This is a genomic window from Kribbella sp. DT2 (assembly GCF_049844575.1).
Lineage (GTDB): Bacteria > Actinomycetota > Actinomycetes > Propionibacteriales > Kribbellaceae > Kribbella.
In genome coordinates this window covers 112,738-137,072 of record NZ_JBNCLH010000008.1, presented here as the reverse complement: position 1 = coordinate 137,072, position 24,335 = coordinate 112,738, and the positions used below count along the sequence as shown (strand labels likewise).

The following is a 24,335-nucleotide window of genomic DNA, read 5'->3' as shown; positions in this document are numbered from 1 at the left end:
ATCCACGCCGCGTCCGCCGTCCGGCACGGGGCCGAGCCGCCGGCTCGGGCGCGCCGCGTTCCGTCGTACGGGCCGGCGCCGAAGGTGCGCGGGCGGGTGGCGCGCACTCGTCGAGAGGTCAGGCCCCGCGGCGGCGTTCGAGCATTCGCATCAGCGGAGTCGCCGCGATGCCGTGTACAACCACGCTGAGCACGACGGTGAAGCCGACGGTCGCCCACAGCCAGGGCAGGTCGTCGGCGAAGTCCGACCCGGCGTACGCGAGGTAGAAGATCGAACCGACCCCTCGGACGCCGAACGACGCGGTGACCCAGCGCTCGGAGCGACGCAGCGGGGTCTTGCGCAGGCTGATCCAGGCGGTCAGCGGGCGGATGACGACGATCAGGAGGACACCGAGCGCGACGCCGGTGAGGTCGAGCGGCTCGAGCAACCCGCCGGTCACCGCGACGCCGAGCAGCATCAGGATCCCCCAGGTGAAGATGTGCTCGAGCTGCTCGAGGAACCCGTGCAGGTCCTCGTGGAAGTCGTGCCCGCGCTCCTCGTTGCGCAGGGTCAGCGCGGCGACGAAGACGGCGAGGAAGCCGTACCCGTGCAGCACTTCCGCGAGGCCGTAGACCCCGAGCGTCATCGCCAGCGCCAGGACGGGCTCCCGCGAGTCCGCCAGCCGGAAGCTCGGTGAGGGCGCCGAGAACGCCATCCGCCCGAGCAACCATCCCGCGGCGGCACCGATCGCGACCCCGATCACGGTCTTGCCGATCAGGTCCCAGGCGATCCACTCCAGCGCCCAGTCCCCGAGCGCTCCCTTGGTCGCGGCGAAGATCGCCAGGTAGACCAGCGGGAACGCGAGCCCGTCGTTCAACCCGGCCTCGGAGGTCAGCGCGAACCGCACCTCGTCGTCCTCGTCAGGCTCGGCCCCTTCACCGGTGGTCGGCCCTTGCACCTGTACGTCGGACGCCAGCACCGGGTCGGTCGGCGCCAGCACGGCGCCGACCAGCAAAGCCACCGCCGGCGCCAGCCCCAGCAACCACCCCAGCCCCGCGACGGCGGCAACACAAGCCGGCATCGCCACGAACAACAGCCGCCAGGTGACCCGCCACCGCTTCCACCCGATCGGCCGATCGATCGCCAGCCCGACGCCCATCAACGCGACCAGGATCGTCAGCTCCGCCAGATGCTCGGTCAGCCCCGGCTCGGCCATCGGGCTCAACTTCCCCCGATCCACCACGAACCCGAGCAGCACCCCCGCCGCCAGGAACGCGATCGGCGCCGACACGGCGTACCGCTTCAGCAGCCGAGGCAACACAGCCCCCACCAGCAGCGCAAGCCCCGCCACCAGGTAAAGCCCGTCCCCGTCGATCCGCATGATGGGAACCTAGTGCCCGCTCACCCCCACCCAACCCACCCCACACCGCGTGACCCGCGCCACCTGGCCGGCGCGCTCCAGCCGACACTCAGCCGGCACCGGCGCGGTCCAACCCCCACGACGGAGCGGGGAACGGGGCGCAGCCTCCCGCGGGTGAGGGCGCCTCCCTCTCCGCATCACCGCAGGCGGTGGGTGGCTCCTGGGGTGTGGGTGGGGAGGGACTTTCGAGGGCCGTAACGCGGGTGCATGATCCCGGCCAGGGCCAGGAGGGCCTGGACTCGGTAGCGGTGGCCTCGGTAGGGCTCGATGAGTTCGGCGGTGGCGTCGTCGTCGAGCTCTTCGCCGGTGAGGGCGTAGGAGACGTTGCGGGAGACGTGGTAGTCGGCGAAGGAGAAGGCGTCGGCGTCGCCGTGGGCCCGTTGGCGGACCTCGGCGGCGGTCCACACTCCGACGCCGGGGAGCGACCTGAGGCGGCGCTCGATCTCCACCGAATCAGTCAGCTCCAACGTGCGCTCGAGGGCGCGAGCGCGCGTAGCGGCCGTGATGACGACGCGCGAACGGCGACCCTCGACGCCGGCGCGGAGCCATTGCCAGGAAGGAATCAACCGCCACTGCTCCGGCGACGGCGGGACCATCATCACGCGTCCGTCAGGAGCGACCGGCCCCGGCGCCACTTCGCCGTACTCGCGTAAGAGCACCCGCCACGCGCGGAACGCCTCCTTGCCGGTGACGACCTGCTCGATCCCCGCCGCGGCCATCGCCTCGAAGACCGCGCGCGTCCGCGGCACCCGGAAGTCCCCGAACCGCCGCGCCGCATCCACCAACGCGCCGTGCTCGGCCAACGGCGCGAACCCGTCCCACGAGTCCAACTCCCCGAGCAGCTCCGGCACCCCGTCCAGTGCCCACGCAGTCCCCGGCCCCCACGCCTCGGCCTCCACCTCACCCATCGACGAGTACGGCGTCAACCGCAGCTGCACCGGCCCCTCCGGAGTCCGCGTCGCCCGCCACACCGTCCGCCGTCCGGGGTCCAGCACGTACGCCGGGTCCCCCGGCCCTTTCCGCAACCCACCGATCACCTGGTGCGGATCCACCGGACGCCCGGGCCGCCAGCGTCGTACCACCGAACTCACGCCACCCAGTCTGGCCTACTGCACCGACAACGCCGCGAGCAGGCGCCCACGCATCCAGGGGTACGGATCGACCACCGGAGTACGCGCCTCGAGCACCTCATGCCGAACCGCGGCCAACCGCTCCCCGATCACGTAGTGCCTCCCCTTGGTTTCACCGACGGCCCGCAGCAGGCCCAGTTCGACGAGTCTTGCCAGATCGCGGGTGGCGGTCCGCTGCTCGATTTCTGCACGGCGAACATAGGTCGAGCGGCGAATCCGAAATCCGAGGGTCGCGTCGAAGAGTTCATCGGCCACGCGCTCAGGCAGCCGGAACGCCGCGATCAGCTCGTCAAAGGCGCTCCACAGTCTGGCCGCCTCGCGATAGCGCCGCGCAACGGTCTGGGCCTGGATGTGGTGGGCACGCAGGTTGAACTTGACCCACAAAGCGGCCGATCTGTCCGGCTGCCAACTCCCGTCACCGGTCAGGGCGAGCACCCGGTAGTAGTCCTCGGTATTGCTTCCCAGCCATTCCTCGATGCTGGAGAAGGCCGGCTCACCGATCCCGCACTGCGACAGGACCAGCGTCTGCAGGGCCCGCGCCATCCGGCCGTTGCCATCGCGGAATGGGTGGATCATCACCAGATTCAGGTGAGCCATGGACGCCCGGACCAAGTTGTCGACCTGGCTGACGCCGGCCAGCTCGACCATCAACTCCTCGACCAGCCCTGGAACCTCTTCCGCGCTGGGACCTTCGTAGACGTTTCGACCGGTCTTTTCGTCATGGATGTAAATCTCACGCTGCCGGTAGCTTCCGGGACTCTTGGACAGGTCGTGGCTGAGCATCATGAAGTGCATGGCTCGGACAGCGGCCACATCCAGACGGAAGTCGGCGTCCTCGGCCATCGCAAGCACGTAACCCAGCGCTTGCCGGTACCCCCTGATCTCGGCGAAGGTCCGTTCGTCCGCACTCAATGCCTCCTCATCATCGAGGGCAGCCACAGCATCGTCGACCGCGACCTCGTATCCCTCGATGCTGTTCGAGCCCTGGATCGCCCGCGCGAGCATGCTGCGCCGAAGGCCGCCGGCCCAACGCTTGGGCATCCGCATGACGTCGGCCAACTCGGATCGGTACGCGTGGATCTGGTCGAGGACCAAGAGATCTTCGCGGTCTGGTTCCGGCGTACTGAAGATGGTCACCTGATGTCCTAATGTCGCAATTCTTAGGACAACCCTATCTCGATGTCCTAAGAATTGCGACATTAGGACAGGGTGACATCGCGGGCGCGATACTGGCTGGATGGGCATGACCGCCGCGCAGAGACTCAAGCTGGTGGTGAACTTTGTCAACCTGTCCACCCTGGCCGGGCTCCTGGTCGCCGTGATCGGCCGCGCGAAGGTGAGCCGCGGCCCCCGCGGTCTGTTCTACGCGAACGGCTACCGGATCGGTTTCCCGATCGCCAACGCGTTCACCATCGGCAACGTCGTACTGACCAAGAACGACCGCGCCTACCTCGACGCCCGCCCGGTCCTGGTCAGGCACGAGGAACGCCACTCCTGGCAGTACTTCTGCCTGATCGGCCTCCCGATGCTTCCCCTGTACGTCGTCGCCGTCGCCTGGTCCTGGGTCCGGACCGGCTGCCCCGCCTCCCGCAACCCGTTCGAACGCCTGGCCGGCCTGAAGGACGGCAACTACACCGAGCATCCGCCCCAGCCGTTCGGCCAGACCCTCCAGCAGACCTTCAGCAGAAGGCGTTAACTCCGCGCCGCGATCGCGTCCGACAGCGCGGTGAGCACGGTGACCACTCCGGCCGGGTCGTCCACCACGATGTCGGCGGCGTCGACCAGCTCGGCAGCACCGGACGACCGAGCAGCCACCAGTACGGCGAACAGCCCGTCCGCCCGCGCAGCGTCCAGCGCCCGGAAGGCGGCGAGGTCGCCGAGGTCGTCCCCGGCGTACAAGACCGAACGGGCGCCGGTCGACTCGATCAGCCGCCGAATCGCGACGCCCTTGTCGATCCCCGGCGGACGCAGCTCGAGCACCAGGTTCCCCGGCTCCAGCCGCAGCTCGACCGCCTCGGCCAGCGCCGTCAACGGCTGGCGAAGCACCTCAAGAGCCCCGGTCGGATCGGCCAGCCGCCGGGTGTGCACGGCGAGCGAGCTCTCCTTGTCCTCCACGAACGCGTCCGGAAGCCCAGCCGCCTGCAGCACCGACGGCAGCTGCTCCCGCGCAACAGCAACCCCAGCAGGCACCGGATCGCTGGTCACCGCACCGGTCGCCGCCTCCCAGCGTTCCAACCCGTAGTGCCCGAGCACCACCAACGAACCGAGCCCAGGATGACCGCTGACCCCCGACAACTCCGTCGCGACCAGCGCCGGCCGCCCGGTGACGATCGCCAGCTGGTTCACCGAACGCCCCAGCCGGGCCAGCGCGTCCAGCGCGCCGTCGGCGGCACGCGACCGCGACGGGTCCTCGACCAGCGGCGACAGCGTCCCGTCGAAGTCCGACGCGATCACCGCTCCGGCCGGATCGGTGACGATCGCTTCCCAGCCCTCCCGCCCGGCGGCGGTCGCCAGCACGGGAGTGCTCATCCGGAGTATTCCGAGGTGAGGATGACGGTGAGCCGGTCCTTCTTCATGTTGTCCAGCGCGTCCTTGATCCGCGGGACGCCGAGGTCCTGCGCGAGCTGCGCGGCCTCGGCCTGCATGCCGGCCGGGTAGTAGACGGTGCTGGTGACGATCTTGCCGTGCCAGTTGTCGGCGCCGGTGACGGTCCAGCCCGCCTGGTGCGCGCGGCCGCCGACCGACTGGGCCAGCCCCTTGCGCCCGGTGTTGTTGTAGATCTCCACCGCGGGCCGTTCCGACGGCGGTACGGCGACCGTCGGCGTCGGTACGGCGGGCGTCGGCTGGGTCGTCGCAGCGGTCGTCGGCGCCACCGGAGCGGTCGGCTCAGGCGTCGGCACCTCGGTCGGGTCGTGCGTCGGCTCCGAGCTGATCGCGAAAGTCGGTGTCGCACTGGGAGCAACCGACGGCGTAGCGGCCGGCTTGCCCTCGTCCGCGACGCTGTCGTTGCCGCGGGTGCCGAACAGCACCAGCAGCCCTCCGACGATCGCGACGACGGCCAGCACCGCCACGAGGGAGGAGAGAACCTGTCCCCGTTCGTCCTTGCGGGTCAAGGTCTAGACCTCGATGCCCAGACGCCGGGCGGAACGGGCGCGCTGGCGGGCGGCGCGCAACCGGCGCAGCCGCTTGACCAGCAACGGGTCGTGCGCGAGGGCCTCGGGCCGGTCGATCAGCGCGTTGAGGACCTGGTAGTAACGGGTGGCCGACATCTGGAACTGGTCGCGGATCGCCTGCTCCTTGGCCCCGGCGTACTTCCACCAGTGCCGTTCGAAGCCGAGGATGGCGCCGTCCCGCTCCGAGAGCCCGGCGACGGACGGCAGCGCCGCCTCGGCGTCCGGTCCGTTGGAGCTCGCGTTCGCGCTGTCCATCTGCTGGTGACTCCCGTGCGGTCGGTGATCGTCCGTCCGCGCTCCACTCTACGGGTTGAACAACAGCCATGTCATTCACCCGGCAACGATCCGGCCGTGTCGTTTCCGGTCCTTTCCGGTGTCCGGCGAGCCCCCTCCCGGCCCGCTCAACCGTGGCAGGATCTTGGAGGTGAGCTCACCTCGACAGGGCTCCGGTGGTGCGTCACCGGACCCTCGACCCGCCCTCGCATCGGTCGAAGAGCTGCAGGCCAGGATGCGTGAGGTCGATTCCCTCGTCCGTTCGGTCTGTACGCCGAACCCCGCTGCGGCGTCCGACGCGGCCCGGCTCGACACGGAGCGTGACGACGGGCGCACACGCGGTCCGCTGCACGGCGTACCGGTGCTGGTGAAGGACAACATCGACACCGCCGACCTGGCCACCACCGCCGGGTCCCTGGCGCTGGCCGACCAGCCGCCGCCTCCGGACGACGCGGTCCTCGTACGGCGGCTGCGCGAGGCCGGCTGCGTGATCCTCGGCAAGACCAACCTCAGCGAGTGGGCCAACTTCCGCGGCTACGGCTCGTCGTCCGGCTGGAGCGCGTACGGCGGCCTGACGCGGAACCCGTACGCCCTGAACCGGTCCGCCGGCGGCTCGTCGAGCGGCTCCGGCGCCGCGGTCGCCGCCGGCCTGGCCGACTTCGCGATCGGCACCGAGACGAACGGCTCGATCGTCTGCCCGGCCGCCCTCAACGGTGTCGTCGGGCTGAAGCCGACCGTCGGCCTGGTGCCCCAGCAGGGCATCATCCCGATCTCCCACTCGCAGGACACGGCCGGACCGATGACCCGTACGGTCGAGCAGGCTGCTGCCCTGCTGACTGTGCTCACCGGTAGCGGCGCCGACTATGTGGAGGCCTGCCGCGGCACGGACCTCAGCGACGTACGGATCGGCGTACTGCGGGGATCGCTGTGGGGCTACTCGACCGGCCTCGACCAGGTCACCGAGAAGGCACTGGAGACGCTCAGCCGCTGCGGTGCGACTCTGGTCGACCACCTGTCGCTGCGGACACCAGGCGACGACGACCAGCTGCAGGTCCCGCTGCACGAGCTGAAGGTCGGCCTGGCCAAGTACCTGGCGACCCGCAAGGAGGGGGCGCCGCGGACGCTGGCCGAGCTGATCGCGTTCAACCAGGCGCACGTCGAGGACGAGCTGCCCTGGTTCGGCCAGGAGCTGTTCGAGCGGGCCGAGGAGACCGGTGGGCTGGACTCGCCGATCTACGTGGCCGCCCGGTTGTCCGCACTGCGGACCGGCCGTGACGGGATCGACACGTTGCTGCGGGAGAATCAGCTCGACGCCCTGGTCAGCCCCGCGTACTCGCCGGCCTGGACGATCGACCTGGTCAACGGCGACCACGTGCTCGGCAGTTCGTCCTCGCACGCCGCGCTGGCCGGTTACCCACTGCTGTCGGTACCGTCCGGAACGGTCGCCGGACTGCCGGTCGGCATCGTTCTCGGCGGCACCGCCGGGAGTGACTCCACCCTCATTCGCTTGGCCCACGCCTTCGAGACCGCGAGAATCGAGTCCGACGGCCCGTTCCCGACCCCGGAGTTCACACAGTGGGTATAGACCAGGTCCGTTGGGGTGTAGTTGCTACCGGCAACATCTCGACGCAGTTCACCAGAGACCTCGCCGAGCTGGACGACGCGGTCGCGACCGCCGTCGCGTCCCGATCGCTCAGCAGCGCCACCGCGTTCGCCGACGAGCACGGCATCGAGCACCGGTACGACGACTATCGGCAACTGATCGAGTCCGGCACCGTCGACGTCCTCTACATCGGTACGCCGCACCCGCAGCACTACGCGATCGCACGCACCGCGCTGCAGGCCGGCATCGCCGTCCTGTGCGAGAAGCCGGTGACGCTGACCGCCCGGCAGGCCAAGGACCTGATCGCCGTCGCCCACGAGCACGACACGTTGTTCGCCGAGGCGATGTGGATGCGCACCAATCCCGTCGTACAGGCCATGTTCGCGGACCTCGCCAAGGGCGTGATCGGTGAGCCGATGGAGGCCCTGGCCGACTTCGGTTTCCACAAGCCGCAACTGCCCGCGCGGCTGCTCGACCCCGCGCTCGGCGGCGGCGCGCTGATGGACGGCGGCATCTACCCGATGACGTTCGTGCACATGGCGCTCGGCCGCCCCGACGAGGTCAAGGCCGTCGGCTCGCTGAACGACGACGGCATCGACCTGAACGTCGCGATGGCCTGGCGGTACGACTCCGGCGCGGTCGCCGGCCTGACCTGCGGCCTGCGGTCGCAGAACCCGTGGACCGCCTCGGTGAGTGGTCCGGAGGGCAGCTTGCTGCTGCCGAACCGGTTCCACCACCCCGACTACTACGTGCGCAGCACTGCGTCGGGGCAGGAGCGGATCGACGTACCGACGCATGGCCTTGGGTACCACTACGAAGCAGCCGAGGTGATGCGCACCTTGCGCGCCGGACAGATCGAGTGTCCGGCGCTGCCGCACGCCGCGACGGTCGAGATCCTCGAACTGCTCGACGAGACACGCCGACAGATCGGGGTCACGTACCCCGGCGACGACGAATACCTGGGTGGATAACAGCAGATGCCGAGCGGACGCAGTTCCTTCGTGGTGGTGGCCAACCGGTTGCCGGTCGACCGGGTCGAGATGCCCGACGGAAGTACGGCGTGGCGGCGCAGCCCAGGAGGACTGGTCACCGCCCTCGCACCGGTGATGCAGCGCCACCACGGCGCGTGGGTCGGCTGGACCGGCGGCAAGGACGAGAAGGTCGACCCGTTCGACACCGACGGCATGCACCTGGTCCCGGTGACGCTGTCGGCCGAGGACGTCGAGCTGTACTACGAGGGCTTCTCGAACGCGACGCTCTGGCCGCTGTACCACGACGTGATCGTGGCACCGGAGTTCCACCGGGAGTGGTGGGAGGCGTACGTCGCGGTGAACCGGCGGTTCGCCGAGGCGGCCGCGGACGCCGCCGACGACAACGCGGTGGTCTGGGTGCACGACTACCAGCTGCAGCTGGTCCCGGCGATGCTGCGCCGGCTGCGTCCCGACGTACGGATCGGGTTCTTCCTGCACATCCCGTTCCCGCCGACCGAGCTGTTCGCGCAGATGCCGTGGCGCCGGCAGATCCTGGACGGCCTGATGGGCGCCGACCTGGTCGGCTTCCAAAGGCCGGGCGCCGCCTCGAACTTCGCGCGGCTGGCCCGTAACCGGATGGGCCTGCGGACCCGCGGCGACCGGATCCACCTGCCCGACGACCGGATCGTGCGGGCCAAGGCGTTCCCGATCTCGATCGACGTCGGCGAGCTGGAGCAGATCGCCCGGCAGCCCGAGACCGAGGCCCGCGCCGCGGAGATGCGCAAGGAGGTCGGCAACCCGCAGCACATCCTGCTCGGCGTCGACCGGTTGGACTACACCAAGGGCATCCGGCAGCGGCTGCGCGCGTTCGGTGAGCTGCTGGACGAGAAGCGTGTCTCGGTCGACGACGCCGTGTTCATCCAGGTCGCGACCCCGTCGCGCGAGCGCGTCGAGCAGTACCGCGTACTGCGCGACGAGATCGAGCTGCTGGTCGGCCGGATCAACGGCGAGCACGGCCGGATCGGCACGCCGGCGATCAACTACCTGCACACGTCGTACTCGCGGACCGAGATGGCCGCGCTGTTCCGGGCCGCCGACGTCGCCGTGGTGACGCCGCTGCGGGACGGCATGAACCTGGTCGCCAAGGAGTACGTCGCCTGCCGGTACGACGACACCGGCGCGCTGGTGCTGAGCGAGTTCGCCGGCGCGGCCGACGAGTTCCGGCAGGCGTTCCTGGTCAACCCGCACGACATCAACGGCATGAAGGACACCATCGTCGACGCGATGAACACCGACGACCGCCAGCTCGGCCGCCGGATGAAGGCGATGCGCAAGCACCTGGCCGCGCACGACGTGAACGTCTGGGCGGCGTCGTTCCTCGAGGCGTTGCATGCCGCCGAGTGACGGCCGGTACGACGGTCCGCCCGCCGGCGACCGGCTGCTGGCGCTTGATCTCGGGACGTCCTCGGCGCGTGCTCTCGTCCTGTCGGCGGCCGACGCGTCGCCGATCCCCGGCGCGCTGGCGCGGCACAAGATCTCCCCGACGTACGCGACCGGCGGCTCGGCGACGATCGACCTGCACGCGTACGTCGAGGGCCTGCTCAGCTGCCTCGACGAGCTGCAGCAGAACGGCCATCTCGACGGCATCACCGCGATCGTGCTCTCCTCGCAGTGGCACTCGATCGTTGCCCTCGACAACCATGGCGACGCGCTGACCCCGCTGATCACCTGGGCCGACACCCGCTCGGTCCAGCCCCGGCTCGACCCGGCGTTCGACGAGCACGCCTTCCACGCCCGCACCGGCGCCTGGCTGCACCGCCTGTACTGGCCGCGCCGCATCCCGTGGCTGCTGTCCGAGGTCCCCGCCACCGCGTCCTTCGCCGGCCTGCCCGACCTCGTGCTCGAACGCCTCACCGGCGAGCGCGTCACCTCGGTCTCGATCGCTTCCGGCACCGGTTCGCTCGATCTCGCGACGGGTGAGTACGACGCCGAAGCGCTCGCGATCGCCGGCGTCACGCCCGACCGGCTGCCCGCGATCGTGCCGAGCGGCTGGACCGGCGTACTGGCTGCTTCCTACGCGCGCCGCTGGCCCGGGCTGGCCGGCGTACCGATTCATCCGCCGACGGGCGACGGCGCCGCCTCGAACGTCGGCACCGGCGGGTACGACGAGTCGACCGCGGCCGTCACCGTCGGCACGTCGGCCGCCGTACGGGTCGTGCACCCGATCGACCAGGCGCCCGAGCTCCCGTGGGAACTCTGGCGCTACCGCGTCGACGACCAGCGTGCGGTGACCGGCATGGCGTTCTCGGCCGCCGGAAACCTGCACGCCTGGCTCACCAACGTGCTCCAGCTCGACGAGGAGCACCAGGAACCCACGGACATCGAAATCGGCTCGTCGAGCGTCATCGCGATCCCCTTCCAGGCCGGCACCCGCCCACCGGAAACCGTCCCCGGCGGCTCAGGCGTCTACTTCGGCCTGTCCTTCGACGACAACGCCGCCGACCTGCTCGCCGCGTCCCTCCAAGGCGCGTCACTGGAGATCGACCGCGGCCTCCGCATGCTCGACACCCTGTTCGGCCGCGAGCTCGAGGTCGTCCTCGGCGGCGGAGGCATCGACGCCTCCGCCTGGTGGCGCCGCTGCCTCACCGCCACCTTCGCCCGCCCCACGGACGTCTGCGCCGAAGCCGAAGTAGGCGCCCGAGGCGCCGCCGCGGTAGCCCTGGGCCTCTCCCCCCAACCAGGCGGCGAACACCTCAAGCCGGCGGCCCCCGAAGTCGAACGCATCGAACTCCTCCGCCCTCGCTACACCACCCTCCGAACCCTCGCCGTACAGGCCGCAAAAGAACTCACAAAATGACAGAAGAAGAACATTGGACATGAAACACAAAACTCAAGAAACAAAGAAGAATTAAGAGTTCAAAAAATAATACAAAAGAATAATTTGAGGTAGCTCCGCTGTGGCTGAGGCCGGCGGTCGACAACAGGCAGCGTGGGGTTTATCAGACCAGTTGGCCGCTTCGCGCCACTCACCGGCGCGGCGCCAGGGAACGCCGTTATCAGTTGAATTAAAGAGGCTTCCAGGTCGGCCAGGGCCGTGGTCCGCGATCTCCACGTAAACAGGCCATCCGCAGCGCCGCCTCGTCCCGCAGGGCCGGATCCTCACTTGCTCGTTGAGCCGCATAGCAGGTCACCCGAAGCTCACGGATGTTCCGCAAGGTCTCGAAGCCAGACCATTGCATGACGTCGTAGTCGTAGGCGCTGGCGAAGTGATCGTATTCGTCGGTCGACATCGTGCCGAAGGTGCTGCGGCGGATGGCAGTGCTGACCAGGTCCCACTCGGGTGGCCCGATCGCGCAGCGCTCCAAATCAAGAAGGAACGTATCGCCGTCGTCGGTCACCACGACGTTGCCCGCCCACGCATCGCCGTGGATGACGCTCTCTGGCAGGCCGTCAGGAAGGTCACCGTACGCCTCGCGCAGTTCGTCCAGTCGCCCACGCAACCAACTGCGGTCGTCGTTGCTCAGCGTCAATGCACCATCGATTCGCTCAGCCAACCGAACAAACGGCGCGAGGTCTGCCAGATCGAAGTCGGTTGGTACTGGCGCAGCATGCAGCTGCTTGAGGACGGCAGCCACCTCAGACGGCTTACCGTGCCGGTGGCCGGGCAGCTCACGCCAGAAGGTCATCGGCACGTTATCCAGAACAACAGGCTGGTCAACGTCCGCGAGTGCCTCGATCGCTTTGACTCCGACCGTCGCCATCCACCGGGAGACAGCTACTTCCTTCATAGCCGCGTCGGCCTGGCCCTCGCGAGCAATCCGCACCACCACATTGCCTGGGAGGCGGTACAAGGTGTTCTCCCCCTGTCGGATCAGCTCAGCACCACCAGCAGAAAGGCCGACCTGCGCACACGCCACTTTGAGTAGGGCCTCGGGCGTCCTGGACGTCACGAAGCGGCCAGCACTGTGCGGATATCGCGACGAAGGGATGCCACCTCGTGGATCCCTTCATAGGCAGTGGCGCGTCGGGCAAGGTCGCGCAGATCGTCGGCGGCCCTTCGTGAGCGGAGCGACCGGGCGCCTTTGAGCGCCTGCTCCGCGATGACCGCGGCCTCTTGCGGATCGCCGACGGTCATTGTCAGCGACGCCAACTTGATTCCACTCATCGCTCGGGATCGCACGTAGGTGTCGGTGTGGCCGGTAACAGCGCTGGCCAACCGGGCAGAAGCATCTTGCCCAGCTTCGCCGTGGCCGACGGCCAGATCCCACAGAGCGTGACCGGTGTCGCCGAGGTGCTGGGCTTGGTCGTAGTACCGCATCCAGTCCGGGTCATTCGCCGGCTCAGCTTGAGCGAACTGCTCGTCGGCCATGCCGACCGTGCGCAACGTGTCCTGGACGTTCCCCAGCTTGGCGAGGGCACGAGCTCGAGCGGACAGGAGCATGGCCCGCTCTGTTGCGGTCAACCGGTCAGCCCGCACGAGCGCCAGCTCCGTCAGCGTCAGACCTTGGTCCGGATCACCGCACCAGATCGCTTGCCGCGCCATCGAAGAGAAGGTCTTAGCCCGTAGGTTCCAGTCTCCCGCCTCATCGGCACAGGCCTGAGTGAAGCGAAACATCCGGCGAGCATCATCATGGGCGTAGGCGTCGAACGCCATCATGGCGCAGACATGGCCGAGGAAGCCGACCGACGCGAACAGCGCAGGACGCAGGTTCTCGGGACAGCGCACTTCCAGCATTTCGGCTGAGTGGCGCAGCTGGGCGATCACGGCTTCGCGGGCCAGCCCACCGCCATAGTGGTTGTCCCAGGAGCCGAAGACACGAGCAGCCGTCCGCACGCCATCCACGTCTGCCTGTGTAATGAAGTTCGGGGTTGCAGTCGCCTCAGCCGAGGTCAGGAGATCCAGCAACGGCGCTGAGGAGACGGCGGCCGCGCCGACGCCGACAACGGCACGTAGGAAGGCTTTTCGATCCACGTTCTCCACCGCAGGGGACGAGTGGCGGCGCACCCGGAATCCCAACTCAGGGTCCGTGCGCACACCGGTGATAGCCCTCAGCGCGGCTCGGTAATCAGCCTGAGGGCTTCGGATCAGTCCCCGTTCCAACTTGCCGATGTAATTGGCGTCGACATCAGTCCGCCGTCCACGATGCTGCCAGACCCACTCGTTGACCAACTCGGCGAGTTCCTGGCGTGACGCCGGTTGCCCCGGGGCATGAGGCGACTCCACGCGCTCACGCGCGTGGCGAAGCTGATCGTTCGCCACCGTCACCACCTGATCGTGCCACACGCTGTGACGGCGGGTCACCTGAGCGCGATGATTCCTCCCCAATTCATCCCACCAAGATCCCCGCTGATATCCCTCCCCCGGGTCTCTCCCGACCGCCATGGTTAGTGGCATGACAGCCAGTACATGGGTCCTTACACTCATTGCCGCAGTGCTGTACGCGTTCATGATCCGCGACATCGCTGAAGAGGTGCGTGGAGAATGACCACGCTTGCAGAGCCTCCACTTCCGACAGACCGCCGTGTCCGTGTCTGGTTCGGGGAGCACGTCATCGCGGAGTACACCGATGAGCCCGAAGTTGCGCTGCACTACCAGGCCGCGATGACTCGGCGCTTTGCCAGTCTGCGGGTCACCATCGAGCCGGCGGTGTCCGATGCAGACCTCTCGTGAAAGGCCGGCCGCGTCGGCCGAATACACGCGTCCTCTGCTGCTCGGGTACATCCTCAAGCACCTGCTGATGACCGATGGCGAACTGGCTGACCTCAAGGACCAATTGGAGGAGTTCGCCAAGGTCGAGGGCTTCTCGATGGGCACGATCTACACCGAGGAAACCGATACGACGCCAGCCGCGTTCGAAGCTCTGATCGAGGCCGTCAACCGGTACGACGTGACCACCGTCGTCATCCCGAGCCGCTTGCACTTCGACGCCCTCGCCGTCACCCACGACGTCAGAAACACCTTTGAGCGGGCGACCGGCGCCCGGGTCGTCATCGCGAGCAACACCCATGAACGGGCGGGACCGGTGGAGTCGTCCTCATCCCCTCCGTGCAGTGTGATCGCTGCACACCCACCGGTCCTGTCACCCAAAGCGGTTCCTGCCCGAGTGCGCCTCTATCCCTGCCGGCCTCGAGCTCGGGCAGGAACCCCAAAGAACCGGCTGTCCCGGCGTAGCAGTGAGGCTGCACCGGGGCAGCCGTTCCGAGCCTCCCGCTAGAGGTGTTGACGCGCCTGGAGTGACCGCGCCGTCCTGTTCGGTCGTCAAGATCCGGCAGCCGCGCGGCCTGTCTGATCGCCCCACAGACAACGAAATGAGGTCCTGATGTCCGACGTCCAACGACTCAAGCAGCAGTTGCACCAGGTCGCGAACGAAGCCAAGCAGGCATCCGGCGGACTGGCCGGGTTCAAGCAGCGCTTCGGCCAGCACAGCGCGCAGATCGAGTCCCTGATCGCCGGGACGGCTACCGGCACAGACCGCGACATCGCCGAGATCCTGGACGCCGCGAGCACGGCCGTCACCCAAGCGGTCGAAGCACTGGAAATCGCCTCGGCCGGCTGCAAGAGCTACGCCGACCAGATCTAGCCGCGCGACACCGTGCCCTCCGAACTCCAACGCGTCGCCCAAGGTCTCGTTGATTGTCTGGACGAGGCTCCCCGAGTCATGGCTGCGCTACAGCGGCGAGCCGACATCTGCCGACAAGACGCCGCCGTGGTCATGCAGCTGTCGAGCGGACGGGCAACGGTGGCCGCTCAGCAGCTCGACGCAGCCGCCAGAGCCTGTGAAGCAGCCGCGCACTATCTGAGCCTGGCTCCGCCGAGGGCCCGCGACTGGGCACTGCGGATGGTCGAGGGAGTCCGTACGAGACCAGCCGGTGACGGCTCAGCCCGCCGGCCAGATGCACCAAGCGGAAGCATGCCGCCCACGCAGCGCCGACCGACCGACAGCGTGGCGGAGCCGGAGGCCGACCAACCGGACAAGACCGCAGGGGCCGACGATACGAGTCCGGAGAAGGAATCGCCTCCGACACCGCGGATCAGCGACGAGCAGGCCCGAGATCTCCAGCGACGGCTACCGGTGCGAGAGGAGACCCTCGGTCGCCGCGACAAGACCCGGGGAACCTGGGTCGACGATGACGGTCAAGAGCACGACCTCGTCAGCGGGGAGGCCGACTACTTCGAGCAGGTCAAGCAGTTCTTGACCGATCTCGACATCGGACCTCAGCGCGGGGAGCTGATGGTCGCCTCGCACGTCGAATCGAAGTTCGCCATGTTCATGCGTCTGCACGGGCGCAAACACGAGACAATCGTGGTCAACCAGGATCCCTGTCGAGGCAAGTGGGGGTGCGAAGAACTGATCGGCCGCATCCTGCCGCATGGTTCGTCCCTGACGGTACTCGGCCCGAACGACTTCAAGCAGACCTATCCCAAGCCACCACCGAGAGGATCCGAGCAAACATGAGCGGTGCAACGTCCGGCTACTTCACCTACGATCACGGCGACCGCCCGGTCATCCTGCGGACCGCCGATGACGCGGACGCCTTCGTCGACGCCATGCTCCGCGAGAAGCCAACCAACTCTGTCGCCGCGCTCTACGCCGAGGATCGTCCGCTCAAGTCCGACCTGCCCGATCACGAGCTGCGAATCGCGGTCAACACCGAGGTCAAGCTAGGCGGCATCCGCTACGCCGGTGGCGACCTCGGCAACACCTGCTATGTACCAGGAGTCGTCAGTGAGCGCGACGAGGTCTTCTACTACTACATGGGTCATGACGAGGGATGGCCCAAAGACTCTGAGGTCAGCATCGAGCAGGTTCGTCAGGCAGTGCGCGAGTTCGTCGAGAGCAACGGAGCGCGGCCGACTGGACTCGAGTGGATCGAGTGGCCGGAGGGCGTGCGCTGAGTTCATGGCCAACAATCCACTGGGGGCGAACGAGCCTCCGCTCGAAATGTTCTGGTGGCGCATCCAGCGCATCGTCACTTCCGTGGGTCATTTCCGTAGGCAGTCAGCTCCGTCACGAATGCTGTAGCCAGTCAGGAAAGGCGCCAGAGCTGCGGTGTGCGATCTGTCAGAGCCTCGAACCCCAGCCGCAGCATGTTGGCCAGCGACGGGTTGTGCCTGCCTGGCTCGGGCTTGTACGAGCCCGTGGTGACCAGGTCGCAGCCTTGCGCGAAGGCGTCAGCGGTTCGGCGGGTGAGCAGCGCCGACTGCGCGCCTCTTCCCCGGTACGCCGGGTGGGTCGCGCCGCTGCGCAGCCGGCCGACGCCGTCCACGACGTGCAGGGAGCCGGTGGCAACCATCGTGTCGCCGTCCCACGCGGCGTACGCCGTGGCTCCGGGCCAGTCGGGGTACGCCGCGAGCATGGCGCGGAAGCCGTCGTCGCGCATCTCGTACGCGTCCACTTGCAGCTGCGCCCAGTCATCGGCGTGCTGCGGCCCGATCGGCTCGATGCGGAAGTCGGACGGCGCCTGCTCGATGGGCCCGACCGCGCGCGCGACCTGGACCGTGGTCTGGCCGGCAGTGATTCCGTACGACGTGGCGATGGCGTCCCAGTCCGGCGGAAGCGCACTCGGGGCGATGCTCAGGCCGGCCGTCGTACAACCGGCCGCTTTCAGCTGGTCGACGACCTCGCCGATCACCGCTGAGGTCACCGGCCCGTCCAGTCCGAACCCGGACGCCTGGGACCAGAACGACAAGGTGTCCCGTGGTGCCGCCAGAACCACGACCGAGCCGAACCGGCCGCGCGTCAGCCCCAGTAGCGACGGGCCGGGTCCGGGGATGTCACCGTAACTCCAGACCAACTCCGTCTCGGCCCGTTCGATCCGCTCGATCAGCTCCACCCCGCCATGATGCCGGACCGACACGGCCGGAGGGCTTCCCACTCCTCCTCCCGGCCGTACGCCGTCAGGTCGAGCAGGTTGAGGTCAGGCAAGTCCATTCCCACACCAGGCCGCGCCCGCCCCACGGGCAACAGCCTCAGGCGAAAAGCGTTTCCGCCCGGCGGCACCCGGGTGATGAGGTGGTGACGTGAGCGACCACCCGGTAGTCCGACCGAAGACCCTGGCCTGGGTCGCCGATCGGCTCGCTGGCGGTGAACGGGTCGTCGGCGTCGAGGTGCTGGTCGGCGGGATCTCCGCCGAGATGCGACGGCTGACCATCTCCGGCCCGCACGACTGCCGCGATTCCGCACGACTGCCGCGGTTCCGCACGACTGCTGCGATTTCGCGTGACTGCTGCGGTACATCGGATCAGTCATCACAATCGGCGTCAGCCGACGCACAAGGCTCAGTCGAGGCGCGGGACAAGCCTCGAGCAGCGGCGCCCGCCGCCGATCCTCGTCTCCCGGCCATGCCTGTCTCCTGACCTCCCGACACACCGCCACTGCCACCTCCTCGCACCGCGACCAGCGTCCCGGGCCGACCGCGACCTCAACTTTGTGCACCGCCCAGCCACGAAAACCGCATTCTGGTGACTGGCCGGTGCACGAAGTGGCCGTCAAGAGCGGCAGAGCGTGGATCGGCTCGACGGAATCCACGGATCCACGGATCCACGGATCCAGGCTGAGGTCTTAGGATCGGCTGCCTGCCCAGCCCGTGACCACCACCACTGACAGGCCTCGCCCCGGCCTGGATGATGGCGCGCATGTTGCGCGAGATGATGAAGTCGAAGGTGCACCGGGCCACCGTTACCCAGGCGGACCTGGACTACGTCGGGTCCTGCACGCTGGACGTGGCGCTGATGGACGCGGCGGACCTGCTGGCGGGTGAGAAGGTCGACATCGTCGACATCACCAACGGGAACCGGCTGTCGACGTACCTGATCGAAGGGCCGCGGGACTCGGGCGTGGTCGGGATCAACGGTGCGGCGGCGCACCTGATCCATCCCGGTGACCTGGTCATCCTGATCGCGTACGGGCAGTTCGCGGACGAGGAGGCGAAGGCGTTCACGCCGAGCGTAGTCTTCGTGGACGGGCGGAACGCGATCACCCGCGTCGGCTCCGACCCCGCCGAGGCGCTGCCGGACAGCGGCACGCTCCGCGGTGACCATGTGTACACCCAGCGTTGAGACGAGGACCGGTCGACGATGACCCAGAGCACCGAGAAGGCCCCGAAGACGGCCAGCCACGACAACGAGCCGAAGGACAAGCTGCGCACGTTCATGAACTCCGGCTGGGGTGACATCGAGCGCACCGACGCCAGCCTGCGCGACGTGGCGGCCTGGACCGAGAAGCGGCGCGCGGCGCTGTCGCAGGCCTTCCCCGGCGAGCGTCTGGTGATCCCCGCCGGCACCTACAAGGTTCGCTCGAACGACACCGACTTCGTCTTCCGCCCGCACACCGACTACGTCTGGCTGGCCGGCGACCAGACCTCGGACGCCGTCCTGGTGCTCGAGCCGAACGGCAGCGGCCACGACTCGGTGCTGTACTTCCGCCCGCGGTCCGAGCGCAGCCAGGGCGAGGAGTTCTGGCGCGACCGGATGTACGGCGAGCTGTGGGCCGGCCGGCGTCCGTCGCTGACCGAGACGGCCAAGGAGTTCGGCCTGGAGACCCGGCACGTCGACGAGCTGGCCGGCGCGCTGAAGAGCGACGTACCGACCCGCGTACGGCGGGGCGAGGACAGCTCGCTGGCCTCCCTGCTCAGCGGTGCGAAGGTCGACGCCGACCGCGACCGGGAGCTGGCCTCGACGCTGTCCGAGCTGCGGCTGGTCAAGGACCCGTTCGAGATCGAGCAGCTGCGGGACGCGGTCGCGATCACGCATCGCGGCTTCTCCGACGTACTGGCCGAGATGGAGCAGGTCCGCAAGTACGGCGAACGCTGGATCGAGGGCACGTTCTGGCGCCGGGCCCGCGCGGAGGGCAACGACGTCGGCTACACGTCGATCGCCGCGGCCGGCTCGCACGCGACGACGCTGCACTGGATCGAGAACGACGGCCCGGTGGACAACGGCCACCTGATGCTGCTCGACATGGGCGTGGAGAACCGCAACCTCTACACCGCCGACATCACCCGCACCCTGCCGGTGAACGGCGAGTTCACCCCGCGGCAGCGCGACCTCTACCAGCTCGTCCTGGATGCGCAGAACGCCGGTATCGCGGCGCTGCGTCCCGGTGTCGCGTTCGGTTCCGGCCACAAGGCCGCGATCGAGGTGCTGGTCAAGGGCCTGGAGGCGATGGAGCTCCTGCAGGTGAGTGCCGAGGAGGCGCTCGAGACCACGGTCTACCAGCGCTACACGCTGCACGGTGTCAGCCACATGCTCGGCCTCGACGTGCACGACTGCGCCGCGGCCCGCAACGAGCACTACCGCGGCGACCTGAAGACCGGTTACGTGCTGACGGTCGAGCCCGGCCTGTACTTCCAGGCCGAGGACCTGACCGTGCCGGAGGACCTGCGCGGGATCGGGATCCGGATCGAGGACGACATCCTGATCACCGAGGACGGCACCGAGAACCTCTCGGCGGCGATGCCGAGGGAGATCGATGCCCTCCAGAACTGGATGAGCTGATCCACCCGAAAGCGCCGGTCCCCGTCGGGAGGCCGGCGCTTTCGTCGCTCACCAGATCTTGACGCGGTCCTTCTCGTCCAGCCACATCGCGTCGCCTTCGGCAGTGCCGAACGCGGTGTGGAACGCGTCGATGTTCCGCACCACCGCGTTGCACCGGAACTCCGGCGGCGAGTGCGGGTCGATCGCCAGCCGCCGGACCACCTCGGCCGGCCGGGTCTTGGTCGACCACGCCTTGCCCCACGCGACGAAGAACCGCTCGGCCCCGGTCAGCCCGTCGACCACCGGCGGCTCCGCGCCGTCCAGCGAGATCTCGTACGCCGTGTAGGCGATCGACAGCCCGCCCAGGTCACCGATGTTCTCGCCCAGCGTGAGCTTGCCGTTCACCTTCTGCCCGTCGGCGCCGGTCGGCGAGAGTTCGTCGTACTGGGCGACCAGGGCGTTGGCCCGGACCTCGAACGCGGCCCGGTCGTCGTCGGTCCACCAGTCGCTGATGTTGCCGTCGCCGTCGTACTTGGAGCCCTGGTCGTCGAAACCGTGGCCGATCTCGTGCCCGATCACGGCGCCGATCGCGCCGTAGTTCAGCGCGTCGTCGGAGTCGAGCCCGAAGAACGGCGGGCGCAGGATCGCGGCCGGGAAGACGATCTCGTTGGCGCGCGGGTTGTAGTAGGCGTTGACGGTCTGCGGCGTCATCTGCCACTCGTCGGGGTCGACCGGCGTGCCTAACTTGGCCAGGTCACGGACGGTCTCGACCGCGATCGAGCGGCGGACGTTGCCGGCCAGGTCGCCGGGGACGATCTCGAGCGCGCTGTAGTCGCGCCACTTGTCCGGGTAGCCGATCTTGGGCGTGAACCGGCCGAGCTTGTCCAGCGCCCGCTTCCGGGTCTCCGGGCCCATCCAGTCCAGCGCCTCGATCCGGCGCCGGTACGCCTCGACCAGGTTGCCGACCAGGTCGACCATGCGGGCCTTGGCGGCCGGCGGGAAGAACTCGGCGACGTACAGCTGGGCGACCGCCTCGCCGAGCGCCGACTCGACCACGCCGAGCCCGCGCTTCCACCGCTCGCGCAGCTCGGGCGCACCGGTCAGCGTCCGGCCGTAGAACTCGAAGTTCTCCTTGACGAACGCCGAGCTGAGCAGCGGCGCCGCGGCGTGCACGATCCGCCAGCTGAGCCACTCCTTCCAGTGGTCCAGCTCGATCTCCCGCAGCGCCTCCGCGGCGACGGTCAGGTAGTCCGGCTGCTGCACGACGAGCGTGTCGAAAGCACCCTCCGGTACGCCGGCCGCTGCCATCCAGGCCGACCAGTCGAAGCCCGGCGTCAGCGCCTCCAGCTCCGCCCGGCTGACCTTGTTGTACGTCGCGGTGACGTCGCGCGTCCTCACCCGGTCCCAGTGCCCGGCCGCGAGCCGGGTCTCCAGCGCGAGCACCCGCTCGGCCGCGCCCTCGGGGTCGGCGAGCCCGGCCAGGCCGAGCATCCGCGCCACGTGCGCGACGTACGCCGTGCGCTGCTCGGCGAACGAGTCCTCGCGGTAGTACGACTCGTCAGGCAGGCTGAGGCCGCCCTGGAGCACGTACACGACGTACTGGTCGGACTGCTTGGCGTCGATGTCGACGCCGTACCGGAAGACGCCGCCGACGCCCTGCAGCTCGAGCGTCCCGAGCGCCTCGACCAGGTCGGCGCGGTCCTCGATCGAGCCGGCCAGCGCGAGCTGGTCGGCGATCGGGTCGGCGCCGAGCCGCTCGACGGTCTCCTCGTCCAGGAAGCTGCCGTACAGGTCGGCGATCTTGCGCGCCTCGCTGCCGGCCGGGTGACCGGCGGTGAGGGTCTGCTCGACCAGCCCGCGGACGCTCTGCTCGGCGTCGTCGGCCAGCGCGTGGAACGCGCCGTAGATCGCCTTGTCGGCGGGGATCTCGTGCGTGTCCAGCCACGGGCCGTTGGTGTACAGGTACAGGTCGTCCTGCGGCCGGTCGGACGTGGACAGCTCCGAAATGTCGATCCCTGAGGTCATCGAACTCCCCTGCGTGCGCGGCCCGCGGATCCTGGTCCGGCGACCTGTTGACATGTCTGCCAGCGACATTACCCAATCGCGTTGAACCCTTGCGCCCTTGGAACCGTTGTCTAGGGTCGAGAGCAATCGTCGGCTTCGGGGGCGATCGAGTCGGCGCTAGGTCACCGACCAGGAGGTCATCCAGCTCATGTCCGGCCCGTTGTCCCGTCGCGCCTTCGTCGCCACGGTCTCCGTCTCCGCTCTGCTCCTGACCACCGCCGGGACCGCCACCGCGGCCCCCGCCGGCACCACGCACGCCGCTCGTACGGCGTACCCGAAGCACTTCGACCTGCCCGACGGCTTCCAGCCCGAGGGCATCGCGATCGACCGCGGCAAGGCGTACTTCGGTTCCCGCGTCGACGGCGACATCTACGCGGCCGACCTGCGCACCGGCAAGGGCCGCGTGCTCAGCCAAGGACCCGGTACGGCGTCGCTCGGGATGAAGGTCGACGACCGCGGCCGCCTGTTCGTGGCCGGCGCCGCCGGCGGCAACGGCCGGGTGATCGACACCCGCACCGGCAAGGTCCTCGCGAGCTACACGTTCACCACCGCGACGCCGACGTTCGTGAACGACGTGATCCTCGGCCGCGACGCGGCGTACTTCACCGACTCACGGCAGCCGGTGCTCTACAAGGTCCCGATCGGCCGGCACGGCCAGCTCGGGCCGGCCCAGACGATCCCGTTGAGCGGCGACTACGTGCACGACGCGGTGAACAACAACGCCAACGGCATCGAGCTGACGCCGGACGGGCGGGCACTGATCATCGTGCAGTCCGCGACCGGGTTCCTGCTCAAGGTCGACGCGCGGACCGGCGTGACCCGGAAGATCGACCTCGGCAGCGCGGTGATGACCAACGGCGACGGCCTGCTGCGTTCCAAGGACACCCTGTACGTCGTGCAGAACCGGCTGAACAAGATCGCCGTGCTCGACCTGAACGGCTCGGGCACTCGCGGCCGGCTGGTCCGCGAGATCAGCAGCGCGGACTTCGACGTACCGACCACGGCGGCCTTCTTCGGGCACCGCATCTACCTGCCGAACGCCCGGTTCAGCACCCCGCCGACGGCTGAGACGCCGTACTGGGTGACGGCGGTCAGCCGCTGATCGTCCGCAGGTCTCCGCGTGCGGCAGCCTTCAGCCGGCTGCCGCACGACAGCCGGACCGAGTAGCCGGCCGGGATCGACAGCGGCTCGCCGGTCTGCGGGTTGCGGCCGGTGCGCGGCGCGCGCATCACCCGCTCGATGCTGAGCAGACCGGTCAGCGAGACCTTGTCGCCCTTGTGCACGGCCTCGGTGACCACGTCGCCCAGTGCGTCGAGGACCCTCTCGGCCTGGTTGCGCGGGATCCCCGCCTTCTCCGCCACCCCTGTCACCAACTCGTTTCGATTCACGGTCGAGACACTAACTAAAATGATTGTCGTTAGCAAGAGGGGTCAGAGGCCGTCGCGGTCGTGCCAGTGGGCCTGCCACCGCCCGTCGACCGCCAGCTCTGCCGGCTGGTAACGGATGTCGGTCGACAGCCGCACCCGGTCGTCCACGTTGTCCAGCGCCGCGTGCACGGTGTGCGCGGTGTGGATCACCACGTCGCCCGCCGCGTAGTCCGCGACCAGCCAGCGCGCGTCGTACTCCTCGGCCAGAGCGGGCAGGTCCGCGGTGATCGACGCCGCCGGACGCTTGAGCCGGCCCTCGGCCTCCTCGCGCAGCACGCGGTGATGGCTGCCTTCCAGGTACGTCAGCCCGCCGCGCTCGACCGGGCAGTCGCCGAGCGGGATCCACGCGGACAGCACCTGGTCGGTGCCTCCGCGCAGGTACACGAGGTCGTAGTGCGCCTGCGTCGCCGTACCGATGCCGTTCTCGCCCGGCGCCGTGTGCCGGATGATCTTGCGCCGGTGCAGGAAGATCTCCGCGCCGAAGAACCAGCTGAACCAGTCCTGGATCGCGGTCTGCCGGCAGAACGCGTCGTACTCGGCACCCGGTACGACGTCCCCGAACAGCACCTCTCGCAACGCCGCGCGGTCGACCTGCTGCGGTCGCCCGTCTTCGTCGGCCACGCCGGTGCGCTCGAAGTAATACTGCCGGAAGGCGTTGCTCACCGAGGGATCCAGCAACCCCGTGAGCCACAAGTAGCCGTCGCGCCACAGTCGCGCCCTGAGCGCCTCGCGATCATCGCGCTCCGCCGCCGGCACCTCGACCAGGCGTCCCAGCCGTCGTTCGTCCAGTCGATACCCGTTGGAAGTCAGCATTCACCC

Annotated in this window: 25 protein-coding genes; 13 read left to right on the top strand and 12 right to left on the bottom strand. The window is 68.7% G+C overall.

Annotated elements, in window-relative coordinates:
• Positions 1-118: 118 nt before the first annotated feature.
• The 3 genes from ACLQ2O_RS30650 to ACLQ2O_RS30640 form a co-directional block, all read right to left on the bottom strand.
• Positions 119-1,360 (bottom strand): cation:proton antiporter, encoded by a 1,242-nt coding sequence (locus ACLQ2O_RS30650; RefSeq protein WP_425838232.1) that lies wholly within the window; start codon positions 1,358-1,360, stop codon positions 119-121.
• A 176-nt stretch (positions 1,361-1,536) separates the two neighbouring features.
• The gene (locus ACLQ2O_RS30645) at positions 1,537-2,490 is read right to left on the bottom strand and encodes a DNA-3-methyladenine glycosylase family protein (RefSeq protein ID WP_425838229.1); all 954 of its coding nucleotides are present in this window, start codon (positions 2,488-2,490) and stop codon (positions 1,537-1,539) included.
• Positions 2,491-2,505: 15 nt separating this feature from the next.
• Complete coding sequence (locus tag ACLQ2O_RS30640; RefSeq protein WP_425838226.1) at positions 2,506-3,666, bottom strand: Fic family protein; 1,161 nt, start codon at positions 3,664-3,666, stop codon at positions 2,506-2,508.
• Between the two features lie 100 nt (positions 3,667-3,766).
• Here ACLQ2O_RS30640 and ACLQ2O_RS30635 point away from each other — a divergent pair, with 100 nt between their 5' ends.
• Positions 3,767-4,225, top strand: coding sequence for a hypothetical protein (locus ACLQ2O_RS30635; protein ID WP_425838224.1), 459 nt, complete (start codon positions 3,767-3,769; stop codon positions 4,223-4,225).
• Here the strand turns inward: ACLQ2O_RS30635 and otsB are convergent.
• Genes otsB through ACLQ2O_RS30620 form a run of 3 tightly spaced genes read right to left on the bottom strand, consistent with a single transcriptional unit; the run spans position 4,222 to position 5,957 of the window.
• Positions 4,222-5,058: a trehalose-phosphatase gene (gene otsB, locus ACLQ2O_RS30630; protein ID WP_425838221.1), complete on the bottom strand. Its 837-nt coding sequence runs from the start codon at positions 5,056-5,058 to the stop codon at positions 4,222-4,224. The genes ACLQ2O_RS30635 and otsB overlap by 4 nt on opposite strands.
• The gene (locus ACLQ2O_RS30625; RefSeq protein WP_425838218.1) at positions 5,055-5,642 is read right to left on the bottom strand and encodes a LytR C-terminal domain-containing protein; all 588 of its coding nucleotides are present in this window, start codon (positions 5,640-5,642) and stop codon (positions 5,055-5,057) included. The genes otsB and ACLQ2O_RS30625 overlap by 4 nt, the downstream gene beginning before the upstream one ends.
• Before the next feature lie 3 nt (positions 5,643-5,645).
• On the bottom strand, positions 5,646-5,957 hold the full coding sequence (locus ACLQ2O_RS30620) for a DUF3263 domain-containing protein (RefSeq protein ID WP_425838215.1): 312 nt from the start codon (positions 5,955-5,957) through the stop codon (positions 5,646-5,648).
• Positions 5,958-6,075: 118 nt separating this feature from the next.
• On the opposite strand from ACLQ2O_RS30620, the gene ACLQ2O_RS30615 reads away from it, so the two are divergent.
• The 4 genes from ACLQ2O_RS30615 to ACLQ2O_RS30600 are packed head-to-tail and all read left to right on the top strand — an operon-like array spanning position 6,076 to position 11,406.
• Positions 6,076-7,560, top strand: a complete 1,485-nt coding sequence (locus ACLQ2O_RS30615; protein ID WP_425838212.1) for an amidase — start codon at positions 6,076-6,078, stop codon at positions 7,558-7,560.
• Complete coding sequence (locus ACLQ2O_RS30610) at positions 7,551-8,549, top strand: Gfo/Idh/MocA family protein (RefSeq protein WP_425838209.1); 999 nt, start codon at positions 7,551-7,553, stop codon at positions 8,547-8,549. Before ACLQ2O_RS30615 ends, ACLQ2O_RS30610 begins: the two co-directional genes overlap by 10 nt.
• Positions 8,550-8,555: 6 nt before the next feature.
• Positions 8,556-9,953 carry an alpha,alpha-trehalose-phosphate synthase (UDP-forming) gene (locus ACLQ2O_RS30605; RefSeq protein WP_425838206.1) on the top strand — a complete coding sequence of 466 codons (1,398 nt, stop codon included), beginning with the start codon at positions 8,556-8,558 and terminating at the stop codon, positions 9,951-9,953.
• Positions 9,940-11,406, top strand: a complete 1,467-nt coding sequence (locus ACLQ2O_RS30600) for an FGGY family carbohydrate kinase (RefSeq protein WP_425838203.1) — start codon at positions 9,940-9,942, stop codon at positions 11,404-11,406. The genes ACLQ2O_RS30605 and ACLQ2O_RS30600 overlap by 14 nt, the downstream gene beginning before the upstream one ends.
• A 208-nt stretch (positions 11,407-11,614) precedes the next feature.
• Here the strand turns inward: ACLQ2O_RS30600 and ACLQ2O_RS30595 are convergent, their stop codons facing one another.
• Both ACLQ2O_RS30595 and ACLQ2O_RS30590 read right to left on the bottom strand, forming a co-directional pair.
• Entirely contained in the window at positions 11,615-12,499 is an 885-nt protein-coding gene (locus tag ACLQ2O_RS30595) for a phosphotransferase enzyme family protein (RefSeq protein WP_425838200.1), read from the bottom strand.
• A complete protein-coding gene (locus tag ACLQ2O_RS30590) occupies positions 12,496-13,809 on the bottom strand; it encodes an XRE family transcriptional regulator (protein ID WP_425838198.1) in 1,314 nt (437 codons plus the stop codon). The genes ACLQ2O_RS30595 and ACLQ2O_RS30590 overlap by 4 nt, the downstream gene beginning before the upstream one ends.
• A 222-nt stretch (positions 13,810-14,031) precedes the next feature.
• Here ACLQ2O_RS30590 and ACLQ2O_RS30585 point away from each other — a divergent pair, with 222 nt between their 5' ends.
• The 5 genes from ACLQ2O_RS30585 (at position 14,032) to ACLQ2O_RS30565 (ending at position 16,446) form a co-directional block, all read left to right on the top strand.
• On the top strand, positions 14,032-14,220 hold the full coding sequence (locus tag ACLQ2O_RS30585; protein ID WP_425838195.1) for a hypothetical protein: 189 nt from the start codon (positions 14,032-14,034) through the stop codon (positions 14,218-14,220).
• Positions 14,204-14,764, top strand: coding sequence for a hypothetical protein (locus ACLQ2O_RS30580; protein ID WP_425838192.1), 561 nt, complete (start codon positions 14,204-14,206; stop codon positions 14,762-14,764). The genes ACLQ2O_RS30585 and ACLQ2O_RS30580 overlap by 17 nt, the downstream gene beginning before the upstream one ends.
• Positions 14,765-14,869: 105 nt before the next feature.
• Positions 14,870-15,130, top strand: a complete 261-nt coding sequence (locus tag ACLQ2O_RS30575) for a hypothetical protein (protein WP_425838189.1) — start codon at positions 14,870-14,872, stop codon at positions 15,128-15,130.
• 330 nt (positions 15,131-15,460) lie between these two features.
• Positions 15,461-16,006 carry a DddA-like double-stranded DNA deaminase toxin gene (locus ACLQ2O_RS30570; RefSeq protein WP_425838187.1) on the top strand — a complete coding sequence of 182 codons (546 nt, stop codon included), beginning with the start codon at positions 15,461-15,463 and terminating at the stop codon, positions 16,004-16,006.
• Complete coding sequence (locus tag ACLQ2O_RS30565; RefSeq protein WP_425838184.1) at positions 16,003-16,446, top strand: Imm1 family immunity protein; 444 nt, start codon at positions 16,003-16,005, stop codon at positions 16,444-16,446. Before ACLQ2O_RS30570 ends, ACLQ2O_RS30565 begins: the two co-directional genes overlap by 4 nt.
• A 131-nt stretch (positions 16,447-16,577) precedes the next feature.
• On the opposite strand, the gene ACLQ2O_RS30560 is transcribed toward ACLQ2O_RS30565, so the two are convergent.
• Complete coding sequence (locus tag ACLQ2O_RS30560) at positions 16,578-17,384, bottom strand: GNAT family N-acetyltransferase (RefSeq protein WP_425838181.1); 807 nt, start codon at positions 17,382-17,384, stop codon at positions 16,578-16,580.
• Between the two features lie 802 nt (positions 17,385-18,186).
• Here ACLQ2O_RS30560 and panD point away from each other — a divergent pair.
• Together panD and ACLQ2O_RS30550 are read left to right on the top strand one after the other, a co-directional pair.
• Entirely contained in the window at positions 18,187-18,609 is a 423-nt protein-coding gene (gene panD, locus ACLQ2O_RS30555; RefSeq protein ID WP_425838178.1) for an aspartate 1-decarboxylase, read from the top strand.
• A gap of 18 nt (positions 18,610-18,627) precedes the next feature.
• Positions 18,628-20,046: an aminopeptidase P family protein gene (locus ACLQ2O_RS30550; protein ID WP_425838175.1), complete on the top strand. Its 1,419-nt coding sequence runs from the start codon at positions 18,628-18,630 to the stop codon at positions 20,044-20,046.
• Positions 20,047-20,094: 48 nt separating this feature from the next.
• Here ACLQ2O_RS30550 and ACLQ2O_RS30545 read toward each other — a convergent pair whose 3' ends face one another.
• A complete protein-coding gene (locus ACLQ2O_RS30545) occupies positions 20,095-22,050 on the bottom strand; it encodes a M13 family metallopeptidase (protein ID WP_425838173.1) in 1,956 nt (651 codons plus the stop codon).
• A 187-nt stretch (positions 22,051-22,237) separates the two neighbouring features.
• Here ACLQ2O_RS30545 and ACLQ2O_RS30540 point away from each other — a divergent pair, with 187 nt between their 5' ends.
• Positions 22,238-23,191 (top strand): superoxide dismutase, encoded by a 954-nt coding sequence (locus ACLQ2O_RS30540; protein ID WP_425838170.1) that lies wholly within the window; start codon positions 22,238-22,240, stop codon positions 23,189-23,191.
• Here ACLQ2O_RS30540 and ACLQ2O_RS30535 read toward each other — a convergent pair.
• Together ACLQ2O_RS30535 and ACLQ2O_RS30530 are read right to left on the bottom strand one after the other, a co-directional pair.
• The gene (locus ACLQ2O_RS30535) at positions 23,181-23,477 is read right to left on the bottom strand and encodes an HU family DNA-binding protein (RefSeq protein ID WP_425838167.1); all 297 of its coding nucleotides are present in this window, start codon (positions 23,475-23,477) and stop codon (positions 23,181-23,183) included. The two genes, ACLQ2O_RS30540 and ACLQ2O_RS30535, sit on opposite strands and share 11 nt — an antisense overlap.
• Before the next feature lie 42 nt (positions 23,478-23,519).
• Positions 23,520-24,329 carry a phytanoyl-CoA dioxygenase family protein gene (locus tag ACLQ2O_RS30530; RefSeq protein WP_425838164.1) on the bottom strand — a complete coding sequence of 270 codons (810 nt, stop codon included), beginning with the start codon at positions 24,327-24,329 and terminating at the stop codon, positions 23,520-23,522.
• Positions 24,330-24,335 lie beyond the last annotated feature (6 nt).